The organism is Alkaliphilus metalliredigens QYMF (assembly GCF_000016985.1).
Taxonomy (GTDB): domain Bacteria; phylum Bacillota; class Clostridia; order Peptostreptococcales; family Natronincolaceae; genus Alkaliphilus_A; species Alkaliphilus_A metalliredigens.
In genome coordinates this window covers 1,706,044-1,727,816 of record NC_009633.1, presented here as the reverse complement: position 1 = coordinate 1,727,816, position 21,773 = coordinate 1,706,044, and the positions used below count along the sequence as shown (strand labels likewise).

At 36.6% G+C, this 21,773-nt stretch carries 23 protein-coding genes, 3 tRNA genes and 2 other annotated features; of the genes, 2 read left to right on the top strand and 24 right to left on the bottom strand.

All coding sequences use genetic code 11. The features are described 5' to 3' along the window. Positions 1-16: 16 nt before the first annotated feature. From pheS to infC, 8 genes are all read right to left on the bottom strand, one after another. A complete protein-coding gene (pheS, locus tag AMET_RS08105) occupies positions 17-1,036 on the bottom strand; it encodes a phenylalanine--tRNA ligase subunit alpha (RefSeq protein WP_012062854.1) in 1,020 nt (339 codons plus the stop codon). 155 nt (positions 1,037-1,191) lie between these two features. Then, positions 1,192-1,418, bottom strand: a binding site (T-box leader). 2 nt (positions 1,419-1,420) lie between these two features. After that, complete coding sequence (locus AMET_RS24945) at positions 1,421-1,510, bottom strand: YqzL family protein (RefSeq protein ID WP_083760910.1); 90 nt, start codon at positions 1,508-1,510, stop codon at positions 1,421-1,423. 103 nt (positions 1,511-1,613) lie between these two features. Continuing rightward, the gene (locus AMET_RS08100; RefSeq protein WP_012062853.1) at positions 1,614-2,432 is read right to left on the bottom strand and encodes a TrmH family RNA methyltransferase; all 819 of its coding nucleotides are present in this window, start codon (positions 2,430-2,432) and stop codon (positions 1,614-1,616) included. A gap of 14 nt (positions 2,433-2,446) precedes the next feature. Next, a complete protein-coding gene (locus AMET_RS08095) occupies positions 2,447-3,091 on the bottom strand; it encodes a potassium channel family protein (RefSeq protein ID WP_012062852.1) in 645 nt (214 codons plus the stop codon). A gap of 13 nt (positions 3,092-3,104) precedes the next feature. After that, entirely contained in the window at positions 3,105-4,454 is a 1,350-nt protein-coding gene (locus AMET_RS08090) for a TrkH family potassium uptake protein (RefSeq protein ID WP_012062851.1), read from the bottom strand. Between the two features lie 267 nt (positions 4,455-4,721). Then, entirely contained in the window at positions 4,722-5,081 is a 360-nt protein-coding gene (rplT, locus tag AMET_RS08085) for a 50S ribosomal protein L20 (RefSeq protein WP_012062850.1), read from the bottom strand. 32 nt (positions 5,082-5,113) lie between these two features. Further along, positions 5,114-5,305, bottom strand: a complete 192-nt coding sequence (gene rpmI, locus AMET_RS08080) for a 50S ribosomal protein L35 (protein WP_012062849.1) — start codon at positions 5,303-5,305, stop codon at positions 5,114-5,116. Between the two features lie 20 nt (positions 5,306-5,325). Then, positions 5,326-5,844: a translation initiation factor IF-3 gene (gene infC, locus AMET_RS08075; RefSeq protein ID WP_083760908.1), complete on the bottom strand. Its 519-nt coding sequence runs from the start codon at positions 5,842-5,844 to the stop codon at positions 5,326-5,328. A 345-nt stretch (positions 5,845-6,189) separates the two neighbouring features. Between infC and AMET_RS08070 the strand changes: the two genes are divergently transcribed. Continuing rightward, positions 6,190-7,770 (top strand): ATP-dependent metallopeptidase FtsH/Yme1/Tma family protein, encoded by a 1,581-nt coding sequence (locus AMET_RS08070; RefSeq protein ID WP_012062847.1) that lies wholly within the window; start codon positions 6,190-6,192, stop codon positions 7,768-7,770. A gap of 57 nt (positions 7,771-7,827) precedes the next feature. Here AMET_RS08070 and thrS read toward each other — a convergent pair whose 3' ends face one another. From thrS to hpt, 14 genes are all read right to left on the bottom strand, one after another. Beyond that, a complete protein-coding gene (gene thrS, locus AMET_RS08065) occupies positions 7,828-9,732 on the bottom strand; it encodes a threonine--tRNA ligase (RefSeq protein WP_041721498.1) in 1,905 nt (634 codons plus the stop codon). 90 nt (positions 9,733-9,822) lie between these two features. After that, positions 9,823-10,040 (bottom strand) — a binding site (T-box leader). 138 nt (positions 10,041-10,178) lie between these two features. Then, positions 10,179-10,781, bottom strand: a complete 603-nt coding sequence (locus tag AMET_RS08060; RefSeq protein WP_012062845.1) for a DUF445 domain-containing protein — start codon at positions 10,779-10,781, stop codon at positions 10,179-10,181. 326 nt (positions 10,782-11,107) lie between these two features. Beyond that, complete coding sequence (ytxC, locus tag AMET_RS08055) at positions 11,108-12,019, bottom strand: putative sporulation protein YtxC (RefSeq protein ID WP_012062844.1); 912 nt, start codon at positions 12,017-12,019, stop codon at positions 11,108-11,110. Between the two features lie 245 nt (positions 12,020-12,264). Continuing rightward, positions 12,265-12,339, bottom strand: a tRNA-Cys gene (locus tag AMET_RS08050). 18 nt (positions 12,340-12,357) lie between these two features. Continuing rightward, positions 12,358-12,433, bottom strand: a tRNA-Phe gene (locus tag AMET_RS08045). Beyond that, positions 12,434-12,509: transfer RNA gene (locus tag AMET_RS08040), tRNA-Val, on the bottom strand. A 101-nt stretch (positions 12,510-12,610) separates the two neighbouring features. Then, complete coding sequence (gene hslO, locus AMET_RS08035; RefSeq protein WP_012062843.1) at positions 12,611-13,489, bottom strand: Hsp33 family molecular chaperone HslO; 879 nt, start codon at positions 13,487-13,489, stop codon at positions 12,611-12,613. A gap of 293 nt (positions 13,490-13,782) precedes the next feature. Continuing rightward, positions 13,783-13,983, bottom strand: a complete 201-nt coding sequence (locus AMET_RS08030) for a cold-shock protein (protein WP_012062842.1) — start codon at positions 13,981-13,983, stop codon at positions 13,783-13,785. A gap of 209 nt (positions 13,984-14,192) precedes the next feature. Then, on the bottom strand, positions 14,193-14,945 hold the full coding sequence (locus AMET_RS08025) for a class I SAM-dependent DNA methyltransferase (RefSeq protein ID WP_012062841.1): 753 nt from the start codon (positions 14,943-14,945) through the stop codon (positions 14,193-14,195). A gap of 77 nt (positions 14,946-15,022) precedes the next feature. Continuing rightward, positions 15,023-15,223 (bottom strand): small, acid-soluble spore protein, alpha/beta type, encoded by a 201-nt coding sequence (locus AMET_RS08020; protein ID WP_012062840.1) that lies wholly within the window; start codon positions 15,221-15,223, stop codon positions 15,023-15,025. 267 nt (positions 15,224-15,490) lie between these two features. Beyond that, a complete protein-coding gene (locus AMET_RS08015) occupies positions 15,491-16,906 on the bottom strand; it encodes a phospholipase D family protein (RefSeq protein ID WP_012062839.1) in 1,416 nt (471 codons plus the stop codon). A gap of 128 nt (positions 16,907-17,034) precedes the next feature. Beyond that, positions 17,035-18,039: a type II CAAX endopeptidase family protein gene (locus AMET_RS08010; protein WP_012062838.1), complete on the bottom strand. Its 1,005-nt coding sequence runs from the start codon at positions 18,037-18,039 to the stop codon at positions 17,035-17,037. A gap of 20 nt (positions 18,040-18,059) precedes the next feature. Beyond that, positions 18,060-19,223 carry a M20 metallopeptidase family protein gene (locus tag AMET_RS08005; protein WP_012062837.1) on the bottom strand — a complete coding sequence of 388 codons (1,164 nt, stop codon included), beginning with the start codon at positions 19,221-19,223 and terminating at the stop codon, positions 18,060-18,062. Between the two features lie 159 nt (positions 19,224-19,382). Next, complete coding sequence (gene hpt / locus AMET_RS08000; protein ID WP_012062836.1) at positions 19,383-19,922, bottom strand: hypoxanthine phosphoribosyltransferase; 540 nt, start codon at positions 19,920-19,922, stop codon at positions 19,383-19,385. A 178-nt stretch (positions 19,923-20,100) separates the two neighbouring features. On the opposite strand from hpt, the gene AMET_RS07995 reads away from it, so the two are divergent. Further along, a complete protein-coding gene (locus AMET_RS07995; protein ID WP_012062835.1) occupies positions 20,101-20,568 on the top strand; it encodes a GAF domain-containing protein in 468 nt (155 codons plus the stop codon). A gap of 275 nt (positions 20,569-20,843) precedes the next feature. Here the strand turns inward: AMET_RS07995 and AMET_RS25670 are convergent, their stop codons facing one another. Then, a complete protein-coding gene (locus AMET_RS25670; protein WP_157047203.1) occupies positions 20,844-20,984 on the bottom strand; it encodes a hypothetical protein in 141 nt (46 codons plus the stop codon). 61 nt (positions 20,985-21,045) lie between these two features. Continuing rightward, positions 21,046-21,705 carry a single-stranded DNA-binding protein gene (locus tag AMET_RS07990; RefSeq protein WP_012062834.1) on the bottom strand — a complete coding sequence of 220 codons (660 nt, stop codon included), beginning with the start codon at positions 21,703-21,705 and terminating at the stop codon, positions 21,046-21,048. Between the last annotated feature and the right edge of the window lie 68 nt (positions 21,706-21,773).

Here is a 21,773-nt window from a genome sequence, read left to right as displayed (position 1 = left end):
CCCTCCTGACATCTGATTAAAATTGATTGATAAAACGCATATCATTCTCAAATAATAGACGAATATCATCAATTTCATATTTTGCCATCGTCAATCGATCAATTCCCATTCCAAAGGCAAATCCACTGTATATCTCTGGATCAATCCCACAATTTCTTAATACATTTGGATGGACCATTCCTGCACCTAATAATTCGATCCACCCCTCGCCTTTACACATGCTACATCCATGACCAGCACATTTGAAGCATGTCACATCAACTTCGGCGCTAGGCTCTGTGAATGGGAAATGATGTGGTCTAAACTTCACTTTCGTATCGTTTCCAAAAAACTGTTTGATAAAGACTTCTAGGGTTCCCTTTAGGTCTCCTAATGTAATTCCTTTGTCTACTACTAATCCCTCTAACTGATGAAACATCGGTGTATGGGTTGCATCAGGTGTATCATTTCGAAAGCACCGACCTGGAGAAATGATTCGAATGGGTGGCTTCTGCAGTTCCATGGTTCTAACTTGAACAGGAGAAGTCTGTGTTCTTAAAATTATATGGTCATTAATGTAGAATGTATCACTCATATCCCTTGATGGATGATTTGGTGCTGCATTTAGGGCATCAAAGTTATAATGTACCGTTTCCACTTCCGGTCCCTCAGCTACTTTAAATCCCATACCAATGAAAATGCTCTTCAGTTCATCCATAGCCTGGATCAATGGATGTCTTTTTCCAATTTCTCTTGTTTTTCCTGGCATGGTGACATCTAAAGATTCCATTTTTAGCTTAGACTCTAATTCTTTATCTTTTACGGCTCCCTTTGCCAGCTCTAGTGCTTCTTCAATCTGCTCTCTAACAAGATTGGCAATCTTCCCAACTAAAGGACGTTCCTCTTTGCTCAAGCTACCCATTCCTCTTAAAACCTCTGTCAGTTCTCCTTTTTTACCTAAGTATTTTACCCTTACTTTTTCTAGAGAATCTGTAGATGTTGATGCTTGGATATCTTGTTTTGCCTTTTCTTCTAATTGCTTTAGTTTTGCTTCCATGTCTAAACTCCTCTCGTCAAATTAAGTAGATAACTGAAATTTCAAGTGCTTAAAATTCGTCTGATGCTATCGCATCGACTCATGGCGCACTCAATTTTCAACTCCTCTTTGTTGAAAATTTCAAGTGCTTAAAAATACAAAAAAACCCTCATCCCAAAAGGGACGAAGGCTTGCTCCGCGGTACCACCCTCATAATAGGCACCTAAAGTAAGCCTATCACTTAAAGGCGCTAACGAGCCCACTCGGTAAGACTTACTGCTTTTTTTCAGCCTACAGCTCCAGAGGGAACTTCTGCTACACTTATCTACAAGTACTCTCAGCCTTAGGCACTTGCTCTCTTTAAAACAGTCTATAGCATACTTTTCTCTTTCTTCGCTTTTTCATCTAATTCATCACTAACTCTTTATACATCAGATAGGCCGTCACCGAGCCCGTCATTTCGAAAATTTTCCAAAAAAGTTCTGCGGTCTTCATGGGACCACACTCCTTTCTTTAACCCATTATAGCCCTATTATAGCATAGGTTTTCTTGTAAAACAATGGGATTTCTGAAGGAGTTATTAAATTTTTTAAAAATTCTAATCTTTTAGAAATCTTCCCTGTATTCCTTGGTATATCAGTATTCCAGCTGCTACCGAGGCATTTAATGACTCGATTTTTCCTAATATAGGTATCTTTACCCGTTCATCTACTTGGGCAAGAATATCTGGGTGAATGCCTCTCGCCTCATTACCAATAATCATCGCAATTGGATTATTATAATCCAGCTGAAAATGATTCTTATCTGTTTCTAATGTACTGGCAACAAGCTTCACAGCATTTGCTTTCAAATAATAAATCCACTCTTCATTATTATTACTTTGTATAATAGGCAAATGAAATATGGCTCCCATGGTAGCTCGAATACTCTTACTATTATATGGATCCACACATCCCTTAGTTAGGATAATAGCATCTGTTTTTGCGCCTTCTGCTGTTCGAATGATTGTTCCTAGGTTACCTGGATCTTGAATCTCATCTAAAACCACAATAAATGGATTCTCTTTTTTCTCTAGATCTAAGCTCTCTAATTGATGGTTTTTCATTTCAACCACTGCAATGATTCCTTGAGGGGTTTCTGTATCTGCTATTTTTAAAAAAAGTGAGTCCATTGTTTGATGGCATGGATATTTTTCTTTAAGTTTTTCTAGTAGATGTGGACCTCCTTGAACCTGATGAATATGGTCACAATATAGAATATGGTCAATGGGTCCCCCATGCAAAAAACATTCTTCAACAATTCGTAATCCTTCAATGGTGAACTGTTGATGTTTTATTCGATTCTTCCTGAGACTGAGTCCTTTTATATGCTTCAACACTGCATTTTTATCACTGGTAATGATTTGCTGCTCCATCATAATATTCACCTACCTTACTCTTGAATCTTCTTTAGATCATTATTATGACCGATTACCACAAGTACATCTCCTCGGCTAATGCGATCCTTTGCATTAGGCGACACATTGATAAGATCTCCTTGTTTAATGGCCATGATGTTGACTCCATATTTTGCTCTCACATTAATCTCTAAAAGTGTTTTACCACTCCAAGCTTCCAGTGCGCTAATCTCCATAATACTATAGTCCGGCGCCAATTCAATATAATCCAGTATATTAGTAGAAACAAGATTGTGGGCTACACGAGTTCCCATATCACGTTCAGGGAACACAACACGGTCAGCTCCTATTTTGTACAATACCTTGGCATGCATGTCGTTTTGTGCCTTAGCTACAACATATTTGACCCCTAGGTCTTTGACAATTAATGTCGCCATGATGGAGGCTTGTATGTTAGAGCCGATGGTGATGACAGCCACATCAAAGTTTCTAATTCCCAAAGTACGTAAAGCATGTTCATCTGTGGCATCTGCCTGAACAGCATGGGTAACCTCATCTGAAATATGTTGTACGATTTCTTCATTTCCATCTATGGCAAGTACATCATGTCCCATTTTATACAGGGTCTTAGCAACGCTACTACCAAACCGTCCACATCCAATTACAATATATTGTTTCATTTCTTCACCCCTTCTAGCCCACTATTATTTTTTCCTCAGGATATCTGATCATACCTTTGTTCTTGCGCTGTTGTGTTGCCAATGCATAGGCAATTGTTAATGGTCCTACACGTCCTGCAAACATCATAAAAATAATCACAATTCTACCAATTACACTTAATTCTGGTGTCACTCCTAGAGAAAGACCGACTGTTCCAAAGGCTGAAGTCGTTTCAAATAAAATGTCCATAAAGGAGAATCCTGTTTCTGTAATGGATAGGATCATTGTCACAAACACAATTAGAACCAGTCCAATACTTGCCACGGTCAAGGCTCTGTTGACAATGGTCCTAGGGATTCTTCTCCCATAGAGCTCTGTCTCTTCTCGACCTTTAACAACTGAAATCACAGTAAACACAAGGACTCCCAATGTAGCCGTTTTAATCCCCCCTGCTGTAGATGCAGGTGAGCCTCCAATATACATCCATAGGATGGATAAAAACTTAGATGCATTTGTCATTTGGTCCGAGGCAATGGTATTAAAGCCCGCCGTTCTTGTGGTCATTGATTGGAAGAAGGCCGCCATCAATTTCCCACCAAAATTGAGACTTCCCAGTGTTTCAGGGTTATTCCACTCTAAAATTAGAAATCCAACAAATCCAAGTCCTAATAAGGCTCCCGTAATTATTAATACCATTTTTGTATGTAGTGTAAATTTCTTGAATTTTCGTTGATTCACAACATCTACCATGACTGAAAATCCAATACCACCCAAAATAACCATGGCCCATAGGGTGACATTGACAATGGGGTCATTGACATAGGGTGTTAACCCCACACCGTTACCAATAATATCAAATCCAGCATTGCAAAAGGCAGATATTGAGTGAAATATGGAATAAGCAATCCCCTTAGCCCAGCCTAGTTCTGGTACAAACCGAAAGGCCAAGAAAAATGCACCAATCGCTTCAATGGCGAATGTACCCAGTATAATGTATTTTGTAAAGCGCACTAGCCCCGTTAATGTATTTTGATTAAGAGACTCTTGTATAATGAGTCTTTCCTTAAGGGAAATTTTCTTTCCTAAAAGTATGGCAAACATTGTTGCCATGGTCATAAACCCAAGTCCACCAATCTGAATCAGTATTAAAATAATTGTTTTACCAAAAATAGTCCAGTATGTTCCCGTATCCACAACAACCAATCCAGTTACACAGACCGCTGATGTGGAAGTGAATAGGGCATTTAAAAAACCTATGCTTCGACCATCCTGCGCTGCAATGGGTAGGTTTAAAAGCAATGCACCAATCATTATAACAGAGGCAAATCCCATTACCAACACTTGGGTAGGATCTATCTTTGGGTGCCCAATCTTGTCTTTCATTTTTACACCACCTACTGGTTATCTTTCATTAACATCCACTTATTGTATGTTCCTGATATCATGATAATAATTCTATGTATGTTGATTTTCACCCATTTTATGCAGACTCAAGGTCTATGGTCCAACCTATTTAGAGATTATTGACCAGGCGACTTCTTTTGTATACCTTGAGAATTTAACTTCCCCTTTCAACCCCTTTTTTCATATCATAGGAAAGTAGTACTTTCCTATGATATGAAAAAAGTCCTTATAAATAAGGACCCTGGATTATGCGTTTAGTTTTTGTTTAGCAGTCTCAACTAATTGAGCAAAGCCTTCTTTATCATGAATTGCCATTTCTGATAACACTTTTCTGTTCATTTCGATACCAGATAATTTTAATCCACTAATGAATTTAGAATAAGATAATCCATTTATTCTAGTTGCTGCATTAATTCTTGTAATCCATAACCTTCTAAAATCTCTTTTTCTTAACTTTCGTCCTACATAAGCATGTCTTAATGCTTTCATAACGAATTGGTTTGCTGGTCTAAAGAGTTTACTTCTTGCTCCTCTAAATCCTTTAGCCAATTTTAATACTTTTTTATGTCTTTTACGGGCTGTAACACCCTTTTTAACTCTAGCCATTATGACAACCTCCGTTTCTATCGTTTATCGATCTATGGTAATAATTGTTTAATTCTCTTGAAATCTCCTTTAGAAACTACTGTTGCTTTTCTAAGGTTTCTCTTTCTCTTTGAAGACTTTTTAGTTAAGATATGACTCTTATAGGCTTTCATTCTCTTTAACAGACCTGTTTTTGTCTTCTTAAATCTTTTTGCTGCGCCTCTATGTGTTTTCATTTTTGGCATGTTAATTTCCTCCCTTCAAGCTACGCGTTTTTTGGAGCTAAAACCATTATCATTTGTCGACCTTCCATTTTTGGATACTTCTCAACTGTACTAACCTCAGTGAGCATATCTTTAAATTGGTTAATCACTTTTCTTCCCGCTTCGATATTACCTAGTTCTCTACCTCTGAATCGTAGAGTCACTTTGACTTTATCTCCGCTTTCTAGAAATTTCAGAGCTCGCTTACATTTTACCTCAACATCATGTGCTTCAATATTTGGACTTAATCGAACCTCTTTAACTGTCACCACTTTTTGCTTCTTCTTGGCTTCTTTGTCTTTCTTGGCTAATTCATACTTGAACTTACCATAATCCATGATTTTACATACCGGTGGTTTAGCCTGAGGTGAAATTTTCACTAGATCTAGATTTTTTTCACTTGCGATCTGTAGTGCTTCTCTACCAGGCACAACACCTAGTTGATCGCCGTTAGCATCAATCAGTCTTACTTCCTTGTCCCTAATTTCTTCATTAATTTGGGCTTCTTGGTTATCTCTAATAACATGACACCTCCTGTAATTTTTTACACTAAAAAAAGCGTATAGCCTAAACTATCCGCTTCAATTCTATCACTATATAAAATAAACCTATAGTAACTCATTGATCTATTAACCCTACGAACGTTGTTGTAAGGTGAGAAGCGGAAGTCTTCTGCTTTCTTTTACCTATACATAGTATCAAGTAGTTCATTATTTGTCAAGTTTTTTTCTTTACTTTTTTGATTCTTTCTTTACTCTTTTGATTCTTCTTCAAATTTTTTCCTCTTTTTAATTTGCAATGACATCTTATGTTTGCGTTCTCTTTTGGGTATGCTAAAGGCAAAAGAAATCAAAGGTGGTGATTAGGTGAAAAAAAGGATTATTATTATTCTGCTTTTTATATTTATTATCCTTACAGTCATTTCAAGTTATACTGTATGGAGTAATAATAGTGTAGGTCCCCAGTTTACAGGAGGCGATCGCTTATTAATTATCGGGATCACTTCTATTCTCTTTATATATTATATGAAATTAGATAGACCCGCACAGTTAGCTCATGCAACCATTAAAACCGAGAAAAAGGAAAAAGATACAAACACTAAAGAAACCTTTACAAAACCTAAAACAACATTCGAGGATGTAGCAGGATTAGACGAGGTAAAGGAAGAACTAGCAGAGGTCATTGACTTCATTAATCAATCAGAAAAATATAAGAAAATGGGAGCCAAGATACCCAAGGGAATTCTTTTCCATGGCCCCCCTGGAACCGGCAAGACATTACTTGCTTCTGCAGTGGCTGGGGAAACAAAATCAACCTTTTTTTCAGCAAGTGGTTCAGAGTTTGTGGAAAAGTATGTAGGTGTAGGCGCTAAACGTATCCGTACACTATTTGAAAAGGCGAAAAAAGAAGCGCCTAGCGTGATTTTCATTGATGAGGTTGATGCCATTGGTGCCAAAAGACATTTAGATAGTAATAATGAAAAGGACCAAACCCTCAATCAACTTCTTGTAGAGTTAGATGGCTTCAATACCGACCAAACAGTGGTGGTCATCGCAGCCACCAACCGAATGGATCTATTAGATGAAGCGCTTCTACGTCCCGGTCGCTTTGACCGTCACATGTATATTAGCAATCCAAATGTACGGGCCAGAGAAGAAATCCTAAAGGTTCATACGAAAAACAAGCCCCTCTGTCCCAAAATTGAAATCAAAAATTTAGCTCGAAAAACCCATGGCATGAGTGGTGCCCACTTAGCAAATATCTCTAACGAAGCTGCCATTATCGCCGTTCGGGAAGATGCTGAAGTCATCAGTTTAGACCATTTTGATCAAGCCATCGAGCGAGTGATCGCAGGACTTCAAGTCAGAAATCCCACCGTGCTTCAAAAAGAAAAGGAAATCGTTGCCTTCCATGAGGCTGGACACGCCTTAGTGGGTAAAATTTTAGGAACAGACATGGTACAAAAAGTATCTATTATTCCACGGGGACAGGCCCTGGGCTATGTACTCCAAATGCCTGAAGATGATCGCTATATCTATACACAGCAAGAGCTTTATCATAAAATCATGGTGATGCTTGGTGGCAGGGCTGCAGAACAATTGATTTTCAATCATTTGTCTACAGGTGCTAAGGATGACTTAAAAAAAGCCACTGAGTTAGGGATGCAAATGGTATGTGACTATGGTATGAGTGATTTAGGCTATGTTTATAATGAAGCCAATATGATTCATGCCATGAGTAATGACTTAAATAAAGAGATGAACCATATTGTTAAAGGTTGCTTTGAGAAAACCATTCATCAACTGAAAACCTATGAAAAACAATTAAATGACATCGCCAAAGCATTGCTAGATCGAGAAACATTAAATGGCGATGAGCTGGAGGAACTCTTAGGAGACTTCAAGCAAGCCCCAGTTAAAACCAAGGAAGAATTAGAAGCAGTATAATAAAAAGCACTGGCTACTGCCAGTGCTTTTTATTTTTTTGCAACAACTTTATTTTATTTACGCCTTATCAGCAATTTCTTTTACAAGATCTCCAATAAATTTTGAAGCATCAACGGCACCTAATTCGCCCTCTTCTCTTGCCCTGACAGCGACTGTTTCTGATTCTACTTCTTTATCTCCAATAACAAGCATATAAGGTACTCTTTCCAAACGGGCTTCTCTAATTTTGAAACCAATTTTTTCACTGCGCTCATCTATCACTACACGAATATCCTTTTCAAGCATTTGCTGCTGTAGTTTTCTGGCATATTCTAAATGATTATCTGTAATCGGTAAAATCTTTGCTTGAACCGGGGCCAGCCATGCGGGGAATTTACCTGCATAATGCTCAATTAAAATACCAATAAATCTTTCGATACTTCCGAAAATAACACGGTGAATCATAATCGGTCTATGTTTCTCTCCATCTGCTCCCACATAATTGATGTCAAAACGCTGAGGCATCTGGAAGTCCAATTGTATTGTTCCACACTGCCATGTTCGTCCAATGGCATCCTCTAAATGAAAGTCAATTTTGGGACCATAGAAGGCGCCGTCTCCTTCATTGAGTTTATACTTTACATTATTCTCCTCTAGCGCTTCTCTTAGAGAATTAATTGCTAAATCCCACTCTTCGTCGGTTCCCATTGAGTCCTTTGGTCTTGTTGATAATTCAATATGGTACTTAAACCCGAAGACCTTATAGAAATAATCTACGAAATTCATAACGCCAAGGATTTCATCTTTGATCTGCTCAGGTAGCATAAAGATATGGGCATCGTCTTGGGTAAAGCATCTCACACGCATTAATCCGTGCAATGCACCAGATAGCTCATGTCGATGGACTAGACCAAGCTCTCCCATTCTAATTGGTAGATCTCGATAACTATGCATTTTTCGTTTATACATTAAAATTGATCCTGGGCAATTCATGGGCTTCACTGCATAATTTGCATCATCAATATTTGTAAAATACATGTTTTCTTGATAATGATCCCAATGTCCAGATTGTTTCCAGAGCTGCTCATTCAAAATAATCGGTGTTTTGATTTCTTCATACCCACGCTTGGTATGCTCTCTTCTCCAGAAGTTTTCCAACTCATTTCGGACGATCATTCCATTTGGATGGAAAAATGGGAATCCAGGTCCTTCTTCATTTAAACTAAATAGGTCTAATTCTTTACCGATTTTTCGATGGTCACGTTTTTTAGCTTCTTCTAATCTTTCTAAATGCGCCTCTAGATCCGCCTTCTTCGTAAAGGATGTCCCGTAGATTCTTTGGAGCATTTTGTTTTTTTCATCTCCACGCCAATAGGCTCCAGCAATGGAGAGTAGTTTAAATGCTTTGATTTTACCTGTGGACAAGACATGGGGTCCAGCACAAAGGTCTGTAAATTCCCCTTGCTTGTAAAATGAAATCACCGCATCTTCAGGCAAATCTTGGATTAATTCTAACTTGTAGTCTTCTCCTTGCTCCTTTACAAGCTCGATTGCCTTATCTCTTGATAATTCAAAGCGCTCTACATGTAAATCTTCTTTAACAATTTTTTGCATTTCTGCTTCGATTTTCTCTAAGTCCTCTGGTATAAATCTATGCTCTGTATCAAAATCATAATAAAATCCATTATCAATGGCTGGACCAATTGCTAATTTTGTATTTGGGAAAAGTCTCAATACTGCTTGAGCAAGAAGATGGGCACTGGTGTGTCTTAAAAACTCTTCTCCACCTTCATCTTCAAATCTAAGGATACTCAGCTGACAATCCCCCTCTATTGGGGCGAATAAGTCAATTTTTTTCCCATCCAGCTCTGCTCCTATTGCAACTCTAGCTAATCCCTGGCTAATTTCCTTTGCAACATCTAAAATACTTGTCCCTTTTTCTACTTCTCGTACCGAACCATCTTTTAATGCAACTTTTACCATTTCCATATTTTTTCCTCCTTCATATATTCAGTATCGACAACATTCATCCTTAAAAATTGATACAAAAAAAACCCATCATCCTATAAAAGTATATAGGACGAGAGGTTGAGTTCCCGCGGTTCCACCTAATTTGATATGTAATCCATCTCAAATGACGATAACGAGTCACCGTTTTTCCTTTCACCTAAGGTTACTAAGAAACAGCTCCAAGGTAGTTTTCAGTTATCCATATATGGATATGCTTTCAGCCACGGCATGCCCTCTCTAAATACTGGGTTTAACTTACTTTTCCTCTTCAACGCCTTTTCGTTTAAATCAGTTATTATGTTTTTAAAATTCAATGAGCCTCTACAAAAAGCCTCAATATAATTTCATTGTATGAAATTGTATATTTACATAATTATATTGATTTTGCATTCTTTTGTCAAGTAATTCTACATTATTTTTTACAATAATAAAATAATTATTCCTTGAAATAAGCCAATCATAAATCCCAGTACGCCACCTAATATCTCAATATGTTTTAATTCTTTTTGTGCAATGGTTAATACCATAGATTCTAGTCCTTCTAATTCAAAGTCATTCACCTTTTCTTCAACCATTTGACCAATATTAATGTTTTCCGTTGCCTTTTTTACCACACTTGCCATCACTTCCGCTAACATCGTTTCCCCTTCTCGCTCAATTACATCTTCGATATATTTCCCAATCATACCTCTAAAAGCAGAAGGAATTAGGGAAGGAAGTCGTTCCTCCACAATTGCCTGTATTTTTATCTTCAATATCTGTAATATCTCTTTTTTATCTTGGGTTTCCATCAATCGATAGAGTATTTCATCAACTGATAAAAGTTCCTCTTCGACGGTTTTTCCTATACTTCTGGCAATTTCACTCCTCCGTTTAGGAATCAGCCCTTGAATACTGACATTAATGATAGGAATCCTCACAGGTTCGAAGGGTCTAAATAAGAGTTTAACGGCCAATAGATTTGTTACCCATCCAATCAGTGCTCCTATACCAGCTAAAATAGCCAAAGTCAAAAAAACCATTTCTCCACCTCATCTTTTGTTGCTTGTTAGACATCTTTGAAAATTATATCACTGTTTTTGTCAAAACACCAGTTTTCCAGTATTCCTATCATTTGCTTTCTAAGATCGACATAGAATAGTCCCCGATACTATAAAAGCCTGGATTTTCAATCCAGGGCTTTGTTTTTTAAGCACTTGAAATTTAAAATAACGCCCGTTTTAAATTTAAGTGCGCTATGAGTCGATGCGACAGCATCAGACGAATTCTTAAGCACTTGAAATTTAAAACAACGCTCGTTTTAAATTTAAGTGCGCCATGAGTCGTCGCGATAGCGTAAGACGAATTTTTATTCCTTTTTCACCTCTAGCTTTAAGGTGCACCACTCACATCCCTCACACGTTTTCACCTTGTCAATAAATATCCCACCTATGGTTTTAATCATCTCATGATTTTTTGTATTGGACACCTGATGGATGAAAATTTCACTTGGGGCAATTGTGATCAATGAACTAATGAGAATATCCTCATAATTAATGTTTCGATCCTTAATTTCTGTGGCCACATCCTTTAAGTATTCATTTTCAATCACATTATTATTTTTATCATATAACTCATAGCTATTTTCTCGATTCAGCACCACATGGACTAAATCCACCTTAGGCTCCTGAATATCTACAAAATATTTCAAGAGCTTAATAAATTCACTATATTCTTTATTAACCAATAAGTCTTCAGCAGCTCTTTCAACCACTTCATTTAGCTCCATCAAGTAATCCTTCAATCTGAATGTGACAAAACCCATTAAGTCAATTTGCGTATTGTTATTAAAGTAATCTACAATTTTTTCCAAGATAAATGTTTTCCGATTACGAAACTCACCTTCTGATAATAATAAGGTATTACTTTCATCATCTAGTAAGTCAAAGGCTTTTTTCTGTAGCTCTAGCTTCTCTTTGATTTCAAAGTAAGCATAATCTTCAGAGATAATTCGACCAATAAACCGCGGTTCTTCATAACCTAAAATATACTCGCTGATTGCGTTAGCTGTGCAATATTTAAATATATTAATAAAATCACTAATCGGATAGTTTTTAATGCTCTGAATATTAACATTGTATTGGATTATATGGTGATGACCTTCTTCGGTCACTTTTTCATTAATTAAAATTCCTTCTCCCTTGAAGGATTCAATTTGCTTCGACAGGTTTGATTGTAATTTTTCGACGCTTCCTCTCATTGAAATTGCCAGCAAATTCATATAGATATCACTCCTTTCTGCTGTACTAGTAGTATATGTTTTATCTATAATCATATTCTATGAGCCCAGTAGCATTAAATTGAAATAAACCCAATTCTCTATTGCTATTCATTATATACCCTAAAAAAATTTTCTCAATTAGATCCAATCTACGTCTAATAGATATGTTTTGGCAATTAAAAAAGATGAATCTATTAGATTCATCTGGATTGTAGCTCATATGTTATTCTCAGCTAATTAATTAATGGAGGCGGCACCCAGATTTGAACTGGGGAATAGAGGTTTTGCAGACCTCTGCCTTACCACTTGGCTATGCCGCCTTAATGTTTTAATGTAAATGGTGCCCAGAGGCGGAATCGAACCACCGACACGGGGATTTTCAGTCCCCTGCTCTACCGACTGAGCTATCTGGGCTGGTGGGCGCAACAGGGCTCGAACCTGTGACCCCCTGCTTGTAAGGCAGGTGCTCTCCCAGCTGAGCTATGTGCCCACAACAATCACAAGTTTGATTATACCTACTTTTATCACTTTTGTCAAGTCATTTCAGTATGATGACTCTCCTGCCATCGTTAACTTTTTTAGTTTCTATCCTTACATTTCATCTAAGAGTCCCTGTAGTTGTTCTTTATTAAAATGATATTTTTTATTACAGAAATGACAAACCAATTCTGTATTTTCGTCTTCCTCAATCATTTCCCTAATCTCTTGTCTTCCAATACTAATCAAGCCTTTTTCGAATCTCGCTACATTACAATCACATTCAAAATCCACTTCATATGTTTCAACAATTTTAGGATCCATTCCCTCTAATACATGATTTAAAATATCCACTTCATTCATTCCCTGCTCCATCATTACTGTAATCGATTCCAGTTGACCAATACGAGACTCCAGCTTTGCCAACACCGCTTCTTGTACATTAGGTAATACTTGTATGATAAAGCCTCCCGAAGCTTTGATACGATAATCTATATCTATCAATACACCTAATGATACAGCTGATGGTTGTTGCTCTGAATTTAAAAAATAGGTAGCAAAATCCTCTCCGATTTCTCCTGACACCAGTGGCGCTGTGCCAACATAAGGTTTTTTCATTCCCAGGTCCTTGATAACGGTAATCTCACCATCACTCCCTACAGCTGCGCCTACATCCAGTTTTCCCGGACGAATATTTGTGCTTTCAACCTGTGGATTCCCCACATACCCCTTTACATTTCCCTCAGAATCTCCAACAACTAAAATAACGCCCAATGGCCCACCGCCATTAATTTTTGTTGTAATTTTTTGTTTTTCTCCCTTCAACATGACTCCCATCATTGAAGTGGCTGTCAATGTTCGTCCAAGGGCTGCGCTGGCAACAGGGCTTGTCTGATGAAATCCTCTTGCTTTCTCAACTAAGTTTGTTGTGTTGGCCACAAAGGCTCTAATACTACTGTTTGCTGCAGTGGCTCTAATGATTCTACTGCTCATTTTTTTGCTCCTCTCCTTTACATACCATGGCGTATCTATCACTCACATAAAATACATTTGTGATTTCCACTTCGTACTTTCTATGATTCAATCTCACAAAATCAATACTTGTCCACCTATTACTCTATTATAACAAATTTTTTACTTTTCATTTGTAAACAATCAAAAAAGAAACAAGTTGGTTTCCCAACTTGCTTCCTTCGGCTCAATCGTTCTAAACTACATATATTATTTCTATCCAAATGGATTATATTCAGAATCGATGATTTCCTAAGATTAAGCTCGTTTTAAAACTAAGCTCTTTCTACGTTTGTAGCTTGAGGTCCTTTGTCGCCTTGAATAATTTCAAATTGAACTGCTTGACCTTCTTCTAAAGTTTTGAACCCATCCATTGTGATCGCTGAGAAATGTACGAATACATCGTCCCCGTTTTCTCTTGTGATAAATCCATACCCTTTTTCAGAGTTAAACCATTTAACTGTACCTTTTTCCATTAAAAAATTCCTCCTATAGAACAAATATTTGACTCAGATACTATGTACCTAAATTCACCTTAAGTGTATCATAGGCATAATACACTGTCAAGATTTTCTTATTAATAAACCATAGGCTACATGGTAATCTTACTATATTGTTTCCCTGTTTGGTTATTTTATACAATAAAATCATCTAAATTGTATCAATATTTACCCAATATTTTATTTTACTTTTTACATATAAAAAAGATCCTTTCAGTTTGTTCCTTCACCGACTCAAATGTAAATGCTTCTTGGGTGGAAATTTGGCTAAATCCAACAGCTTTTAACATTTGTACAAGATGAGTTGCCTGATAGGCCTTTTGAAAATGTGTTTCTTCAAATTTTTCATAGCATTGACCCTTGTCTTTCCCTTGGGTGAAAAATGTTAAATTCATCTCGATGATTTCATCTTCTTCATCAAATGAATTCTCCCACAAATACACCAGGTCATCTAAATTTTCGCCAAAGGTATGCTCCCCTAGAACATACTTCAATTTATAATACGAGCTAATGTCGAAGATAAAAAGCCCACCCTCTTGAAGATGCTCATAAATTCCCTGATAAGTATCCATTAAATCTTCAGGTTCAATGACATAGTTAATGCCATCACATAAACACAGTATACATGGAAACTGCCTATGAAATTCTATCTCCGCCATATTTTGATTCACAAACACCACATCAACGTGATTCTCCAAGGATTTTTCATGTGCCACAGTTAACATATCCTGAGACAGATCTGATGCTGTTATGCGATATCCCCTTTTAGCTAGGGGCATCGTGATATTTCCTGTTCCACAGGCAAGCTCAAGTACTTCTTTTTCTGTCAAGTTCTCTCGTTTAAAAATTTCTTCAATATAATCAATCCATTGGGGATAGTTGACATCCTCCATTAATCGGTCATACAGGTAAGCAAATTCACCATACTGTTCAGACATAAAATAACTCCTATTCATCATATATTTCTTTCATTATCCTTCATTTTAACCAAAAAAACAAGAATAGATGGATCCATCTATTCTCCCTTGTTTTGATCTCTATTTTGATTTTTCTTTTTTCTTACTGTTATTAAGCCACCGATTCGTCCCGTTTCCTTGGCGGTTAATCCTCCCCAACCAAAAGATTTAACTTTTTCAAGCAGACCTAGTTCCTCTGCGATTTCATACTTCATCATCAACTCAGGAGTAAATTCTTTCTCCCTTAATTCCTTTGACATAAGCACCCCTCCCTCTTCTTATTATTGAGTAAGAAGAGAAATGTTATACTTCATTAAGCAAATTCAATAACTTATTTAAATAAACGTAACAATTGATGTAACTTGTTGATTTATGTCTAAAAGAGTGGTAAATTGTTGTTGTAATAACAATACTATTTTCTCATTCCCCCTTTAATATATGAATATATATTGAAGAAGAAAAAGGACTGTCCCCTCAGTCCTTTTTTCATCTGTTCTTTTACTTGATATTCGCATAAAAGCATTCGTTTAAAATGTAGATAATCCAGTCCATTCTTGAATTCGGTACAATACTTTTTTCATCACAGAATCATCTTGATAGATAACATAGTCAGTTGTATATACGCCCTCTACGTTATTCCATATTGTTTCAAAATAATTATAAACTTCGCTGCTAATTTCTTTATCATTATCTGCAACGATCATTACATTTGTTTCTAAATTTAAATCACCAATATTACGCTTGGTTAAATTGGCAGAACCACCAATAATGATAGATTCTTTCTCTTTTTTTATGAGTGTTATTTTTGAATGATATTGTTCCCCTTGGGTATCATACCAACGTACCTCAACCGGACTATTGTTTGTCAGTTCACTTGCCACCTGCCTATTTGGAATTCCACTTTTCTCCATACCAAAGGCATCTTTATTCGGGTCTAATACAAGCTTGATGTCAACGCCACTATTGGCAGCATTTTTAAGAGCAGTAACAATGTCCCTATCCGATAGATAAAACATACCCATTCTAATTTCATCGCCATTTTCCGTACTATTAATAGAATCTAATAATTCCTTCTTAATTTGTCCTTCAGTTATTACTTTTACATTTATATCTGCATTTGTCTTCATATCACTTTCAATATATTCAAATTCAATGTTACTCCCTGAAATACTAGCCACTGTTTTTTCAGTAGTCAAAAAATCACCTACAATATCCCCTTTTAATACAAACGCTATATTTGAGTGAAAAGCACTTGCATCGTGTGGGTTTCCAGAACTAATAATCGCTTCTTTTTCTGTCAAGACTACTTTACGGTGATTCGCTTTGAAATTTAAAAGTTCGAGATAAGAACGTACATTTACAGAAGGTGACTCCGTTCCAAATGGATTGGGCAACCAATCGAATCCATCCGTACCAAACCACTGTATATAAGCACGCCAAAAGCCAGAATATAACGGATTAGAATCTCTGAGTTTTCTCATATCAGTTTCAATAACTTCTATTCCTTGGGCTTTCATTTTTTCCAGTTGTTCAATCGTATAAGTACCATATACAGAATTAATCCTATCCGTAATAAAAACAATTTCCACATCTGGTTGTTCTTTTCTTTTTTGAACCAAAGCATTAGATAATTCCATGCTCAATTCTGGATACGAATACGCTCTATCATAATCATCATTAAATAAAAACATATCTATGACAATGTAATCTTCTGCTGCATCAATTGATTCATGTATTCGTTTAAAAATCGCCTGTTCTTGTATTCCATTTCCATCTTCCATTACATAGGTTATGTCACTAAGAAATTCTACGTCGGTGACGGCGTGGAATGCTCCATTAAAAGAGATATCTTCAGGCAGCGGTTTTACTAAATGAAATATGCTTGTTAAAAAAGCTACTGAAAAAATAACATATAAAAAATAACGCTTTCTCAATCGCTTCAAAACAACACAACCTTTCTCTACTTTAATTGCTTATTTGAAAATATACATCTACACGATGTGTGACTTCTCAATATAAAAAGGATGATTCAATCATCCTTTTATACAGTATTGTTAAGTTGATATTTTGTTTATCCCAATAAAATAATTTCCCTCAACTGATGAAATGCCACAAACAGGAAGAGCGGAATAAATAAAGCTAGCGGTGCAAACTCCCACCATTCTGTCACTTCTGTCTTTAAAGTCAATTGTTCATCTACCATTAATTCCTCAGTTTTGATGAGTCCTTCTTTCTTATGTACTACCAGGGTTTCTGATATTCCTTCTTTTCCAAGATTCAAATCTTTTTTGATAATCCGGACCAATCGAAGAGCTACATAACCTGTTGCAATGGCAATGATACCAAAAAACATCACATTAAATAATAATGCTGTGGTAGTAGAGATTATCTCTGGTTCAGAATCTACCACATTTGGCGTCCTCTCAATCAACCTATTGATTGCAAATCCCAACGTCACGGCAAAACCATTGTTTACAGTATGTCCAATGATACCCGCATAAATAGAATCCGTCAAAATCACTAAATACCCAAAGACTAATCCCAGTACAATGGGTCCTGCTAAATTATATAGATTCAAATGAAAAAGCCCAAACAACACAGCAGAAATAATAATGGCTTTACGCTGGCCTAACCTTTCATATCCAGAAAGAATAAATCCTCTAAAGAACACTTCTTCACAAATCCCAGCAGATACTGAAATAATCACCATTAACACAATATATTCTCCCCCGCTAGTTGCAGTTGGCAAAGCTGGGATATTTAAGTTCCCTACGAAGCTCATTAATGTCATCATTAAGGCATTTGCAAAAATGGCAGTAGGATACATTAACAGCGTAATCAGGGTAACCAGCATGCCGTGTTTAAAGGAAATCCGATTAAATCTCATGGTTTTTTTAATGGAAAACGCTTTTCCTTTTAAGTAAATCAATGGTGGTAAGAGGATCAGTATGTATTGGGTGATGATTAGCCCTGAAAGCAAACTTCTTCCTTGAAAATAGGATCCTAAGGTAATAAAAAGAAAGGCCCCAATTATATACAAAATATTGGCATCTAAAACTTTTAATTTATTGTCCATAACCTTTTCACTCCTTTCAGTTACGTAGTTACGCCTCGTTGCTTTAGTATATTCACAAAGCATTGTACTCCGTAACCTAAAATTTGTTCATCAAAATTAAAGCACCCATGGTGGAGTGGATGGATGAACCCTTTATCAAAATTTCCACTTCCTAGGAAAAAGAACACCCCAGGGATCTCCCTTTGGTAATAAGCAAAATCCTCAGCCAACATGATGGGAGGAATCAACTCAACTGTTCCTTTTTCTTGGGCTGAAATCAGGGCTTCAGTTAAGGCTTCATCATTATACACCGCTGGATACATGTCTCGAAATATCACTTCAATTTCACATCTGTGGGCCTTTGATAGCCCTTCCTTTATTTCAAGAATTCTTTCCTTAATCGTATCATAGTTTTCTTGACTAAAGGCCCTAATTGTTCCTTCTAGGGTTACCTCCTTTGCAATGATATTTCTTCGTTCACCACCTTCTATTCTACCCATGGTCACAACAGCCGGGTCAATTGGATTGATGGTTCGACTCACAATAGATTGCATGGCTAGAACCATTTCACTGGCAATCACCACACTATCTATAGCCGTATGAGGCATGGCTCCATGTCCACTTCTCCCTTTGACCGCCACATCAAATTCCCCTGTTTGAGACATCATAGGTCCAGATTTCAGACCAATCTTCCCCTCTTCAATGCCAGGGAAAATATGCAAGCCATAAATTTCATCTACATTATATTTTTCCAATATTCCTGATTCAATGACAGGCAATGCGCCTCCAGGTCCTTCTTCAGCAGGCTGAAACAATAGAAGAACATTCTCTTTTATCTTCTCTTTGTTTAATGATAAATATTTTGCTACCCCTAATAATATCGTCATATGTCCATCGTGACCGCAGGCATGCATCCTTCCTTCACTCATAGATCTAAAATCGATTTCATTTTCCTCAACCACACTTAATGCGTCCATATCCGCACGAAAACAATAGGTTTTTTTCCCTAGACTACCAGGGATATAGGCCACAACACCTGTCCCCGCAATACCTTTTTCATAGAATATCCCTAAATCATCTAAATACCTCATAATATATTGAGCAGTTTCAACTTCCTCAAAGGCTAACTCTGGGATACGATGCAATTCTCTTCGTATATGATTCAATTCCACTTGCAAGTTCTCTATTTGACTTTCTAACTTCATAAATAATCCCTCCGGACACATTATTACTTTTTATTTATCATTTCATGCTTCTCTTTTAATATACCCATTAATGACTCCTTATTGAAGAAGACTTAATTTTAAGGGGGTCCTTTTTTCCACTGAAGATAAAAATTGCCTCAGCCAAGGCTGAGACAACTATTAACGATCTTGATCTGTTACAACAAAAACATAGGGTATATTTCGATAGTAGTCTCCAAAATTTAATCCATAACCCACAACAAACTTGTCTGGAATGGTAAACCCAACATAGTCTGGCTCTAGATCCACTTTTCTTCTATCTGGCTTATCCAATAATACACAACTTTTGACGCTTGATGGGTTTTTAGATTTCAAGTGATCCATGACTTCCTTCATGGTTAATCCTGAATCTGTAATGTCATCAGCAACCAAAACATCATACCCAGTTAAATCCTCTTGTACATCTGTTACAATCTTCACATGCCCACTGCTTTTCTCATCATGTCCATAGCTTGATGTTGTCATAAAATTTATTTTGACTGGTATGGTAAGTTGTCGCACTAAGTCTGCGGTGAAAACAAAACTTCCTTTTAATAGCGAAATAACATAAAGCTTTTTACCTTTATATTCAATTGAAAGCTGTTCACCAAGTTCTTTCAGCCTATTTTCAATGTCTTCTTCAGAACACAGTACTTCCCAAACTTTTTTTTCTATATCCACTAAAATCCCTCCATTATCAATCAATGTATTATTAATATAATAATTGATATTTCAGACCTTGTCAAACCCTGTATCTTTGTGTCATTTATCTTTAATTTCAAACAATTTAATCGATTGTCTGTTTTATCTCACTATGTTAAAATATATCTAAATAATAAAACCAAGGAGACGATATGAAATGGATCAGCAAACTAAAAAAGAACTTTTTTTACGTCTAGAAAAAAAAGCATTTGCATTAATCTCAAAAGAAGAGCAGCTGGACAATGTTTATCAAGGAATTGTAGAATTATTAGACAATAACATTCCTTACTATAATTGGACTGGATTTTATATGATCGAAAATGGAGAATTGGTATTAGGTCACTACCTAGGGGCCCATACCGATCATACACATATTCAAATCGGTCAAGGTATCTGTGGGCAGGCTGCTGATAGAAAAGAAACATTTATTGTTGATGATGTAACCAAAGAAACCAATTACTTAGCCTGTAGCTTTGAAACAGCTTCTGAAATTGTGGTTCCTATTTTAAAGGGAGATGACGTGCTAGGTGAGATTGACATTGACAGCCATGAACCCTCTGCTTTTGATAGCTTAGATCAGCATCTCTTAGAATCCATTTGTGCCAAACTAGCAGAAAGACTCTAAGGGTACTTATAAGTAGAAGTCTAATGATACTTTTTATAGGAGCTACTGCATATGTCTCTCTACTAGCTCAATTTCTTCAGGAGTCAATCCATAAATATGGTAGATGTACTCATTAATTACTTGAATTTCTTCCATATTTCACCATGGAGTCCTCGTCCCCTATTTGCTTTAGCTTCATGGCTTCTTCTACTGACATTTCAATTTTTTCTTGTTGTTAACATTTCCTTTAATTGTTTCACCTCTCCTTTAACTTTCATAATCGACCCACCTATCCGTTAATCACGATTCGAACGATGTAAAATTTCTTTAATCTCCTTTAATACCATTAAGATCTTATTAATAGAGTACTGAATCGAAATCAAGACGATAAAAAAAATAGCGATCATTGGTAAAATAAAATGTTCTAAACTAAGCACAACACATTCCTCCTTTATAAAAAAATAATTCCGTGGATCCTTTGCATCCACGGAATAACTTCTACTCTTGACCCTCATTTTCCTGCATCGCTTCTTCATCAGCCTTTTCCATTTTTGAAACTGACACCTCATATGCCACTTTATTGAGTATCGTCCCATCATATAACTTTTTTTGATACTCCCGACTCTGAATCCTACCCCAAAGTCGAATGTGATCTCCCACGTTTAACTTTGCTGAAAACCTAGCATTTCTCCCCCATGCAATAGAGGGTATGTAGTCCGATTTGTTATAAGGACGATTAACAGCTACAAGTAAATCCGAAATTTCTCTGCCGAAGGGAGTCTCTCTGTATATGGGTGGCTTACATACAAACCCTTCTAAATAAATTTGATTTGGATTTTTAATTTCTTCTTCTTTATCCAAAAGTACAATATCTCTTGCAAACACCGTTAAAACCAAACGATTGCTACCATCAATAAATTTGTTATAAGACCTTAGTTGTCCTTCTACTCTCACCATATCTTCCGGATTTAATTCCATATCAACTAAAAGACGTTCCGATACAGTCAGACTCAACCTATCACAGGCATCACTAAGTCTTGGGATCTCTATATTATAGGTATAGAAACCCTCCCCATAAATTTCATGGCTAAATCTCTTTTCGTCAACAACTTTCCCCACTATGGTAACAATATTTGTATCAATTACGCGATCTGTCATTCAACCCCACTCTCCCTTCTATTCTTATGTTTATTTAAGGGCCAATCTATAAACATGTTTATTCGAGA

Coding starts and splice junctions, on each gene's coding strand:
- pheS (WP_012062854.1), bottom strand. CDS start 1,036: ATGGAAGCAAAACTAAAGCAATTAGAAGAAAAGGCAAAACAAGATATC.
- AMET_RS24945 (WP_083760910.1), bottom strand. CDS start 1,510: ATGAAGACCGCAGAACTTTTTTGGAAAATTTTCGAAATGACGGGCTCG.
- AMET_RS08100 (WP_012062853.1), bottom strand. CDS start 2,432: ATGATGGAGCAGCAAATCATTACCAGTGATAAAAATGCAGTGTTGAAG.
- AMET_RS08095 (WP_012062852.1), bottom strand. CDS start 3,091: ATGAAACAATATATTGTAATTGGATGTGGACGGTTTGGTAGTAGCGTT.
- AMET_RS08090 (WP_012062851.1), bottom strand. CDS start 4,454: ATGAAAGACAAGATTGGGCACCCAAAGATAGATCCTACCCAAGTGTTG.
- rplT (WP_012062850.1), bottom strand. CDS start 5,081: ATGGCTAGAGTTAAAAAGGGTGTTACAGCCCGTAAAAGACATAAAAAA.
- rpmI (WP_012062849.1), bottom strand. CDS start 5,305: ATGCCAAAAATGAAAACACATAGAGGCGCAGCAAAAAGATTTAAGAAG.
- thrS (WP_041721498.1), bottom strand. CDS start 9,732: ATGGTAAAAGTTGCATTAAAAGATGGTTCGGTACGAGAAGTAGAAAAA.
- AMET_RS08060 (WP_012062845.1), bottom strand. CDS start 10,781: ATGGTTTTTTTGACTTTGGCTATTTTAGCTGGTATAGGAGCACTGATT.
- ytxC (WP_012062844.1), bottom strand. CDS start 12,019: ATGAATTTGCTGGCAATTTCAATGAGAGGAAGCGTCGAAAAATTACAA.
- hslO (WP_012062843.1), bottom strand. CDS start 13,489: ATGAGCAGTAGAATCATTAGAGCCACTGCAGCAAACAGTAGTATTAGA.
- AMET_RS08030 (WP_012062842.1), bottom strand. CDS start 13,983: ATGGAAAAAGGTACAGTTAAATGGTTTAACTCTGAAAAAGGGTATGGA.
- AMET_RS08025 (WP_012062841.1), bottom strand. CDS start 14,945: ATGTCTGAACAGTATGGTGAATTTGCTTACCTGTATGACCGATTAATG.
- AMET_RS08020 (WP_012062840.1), bottom strand. CDS start 15,223: ATGTCAAAGGAATTAAGGGAGAAAGAATTTACTCCTGAGTTGATGATG.
- AMET_RS08010 (WP_012062838.1), bottom strand. CDS start 18,039: ATGGACAATAAATTAAAAGTTTTAGATGCCAATATTTTGTATATAATT.
- AMET_RS08005 (WP_012062837.1), bottom strand. CDS start 19,223: ATGAAGTTAGAAAGTCAAATAGAGAACTTGCAAGTGGAATTGAATCAT.
- AMET_RS07995 (WP_012062835.1), top strand. CDS start 20,101: ATGGATCAGCAAACTAAAAAAGAACTTTTTTTACGTCTAGAAAAAAAA.
- AMET_RS07990 (WP_012062834.1), bottom strand. CDS start 21,705: ATGACAGATCGCGTAATTGATACAAATATTGTTACCATAGTGGGGAAA.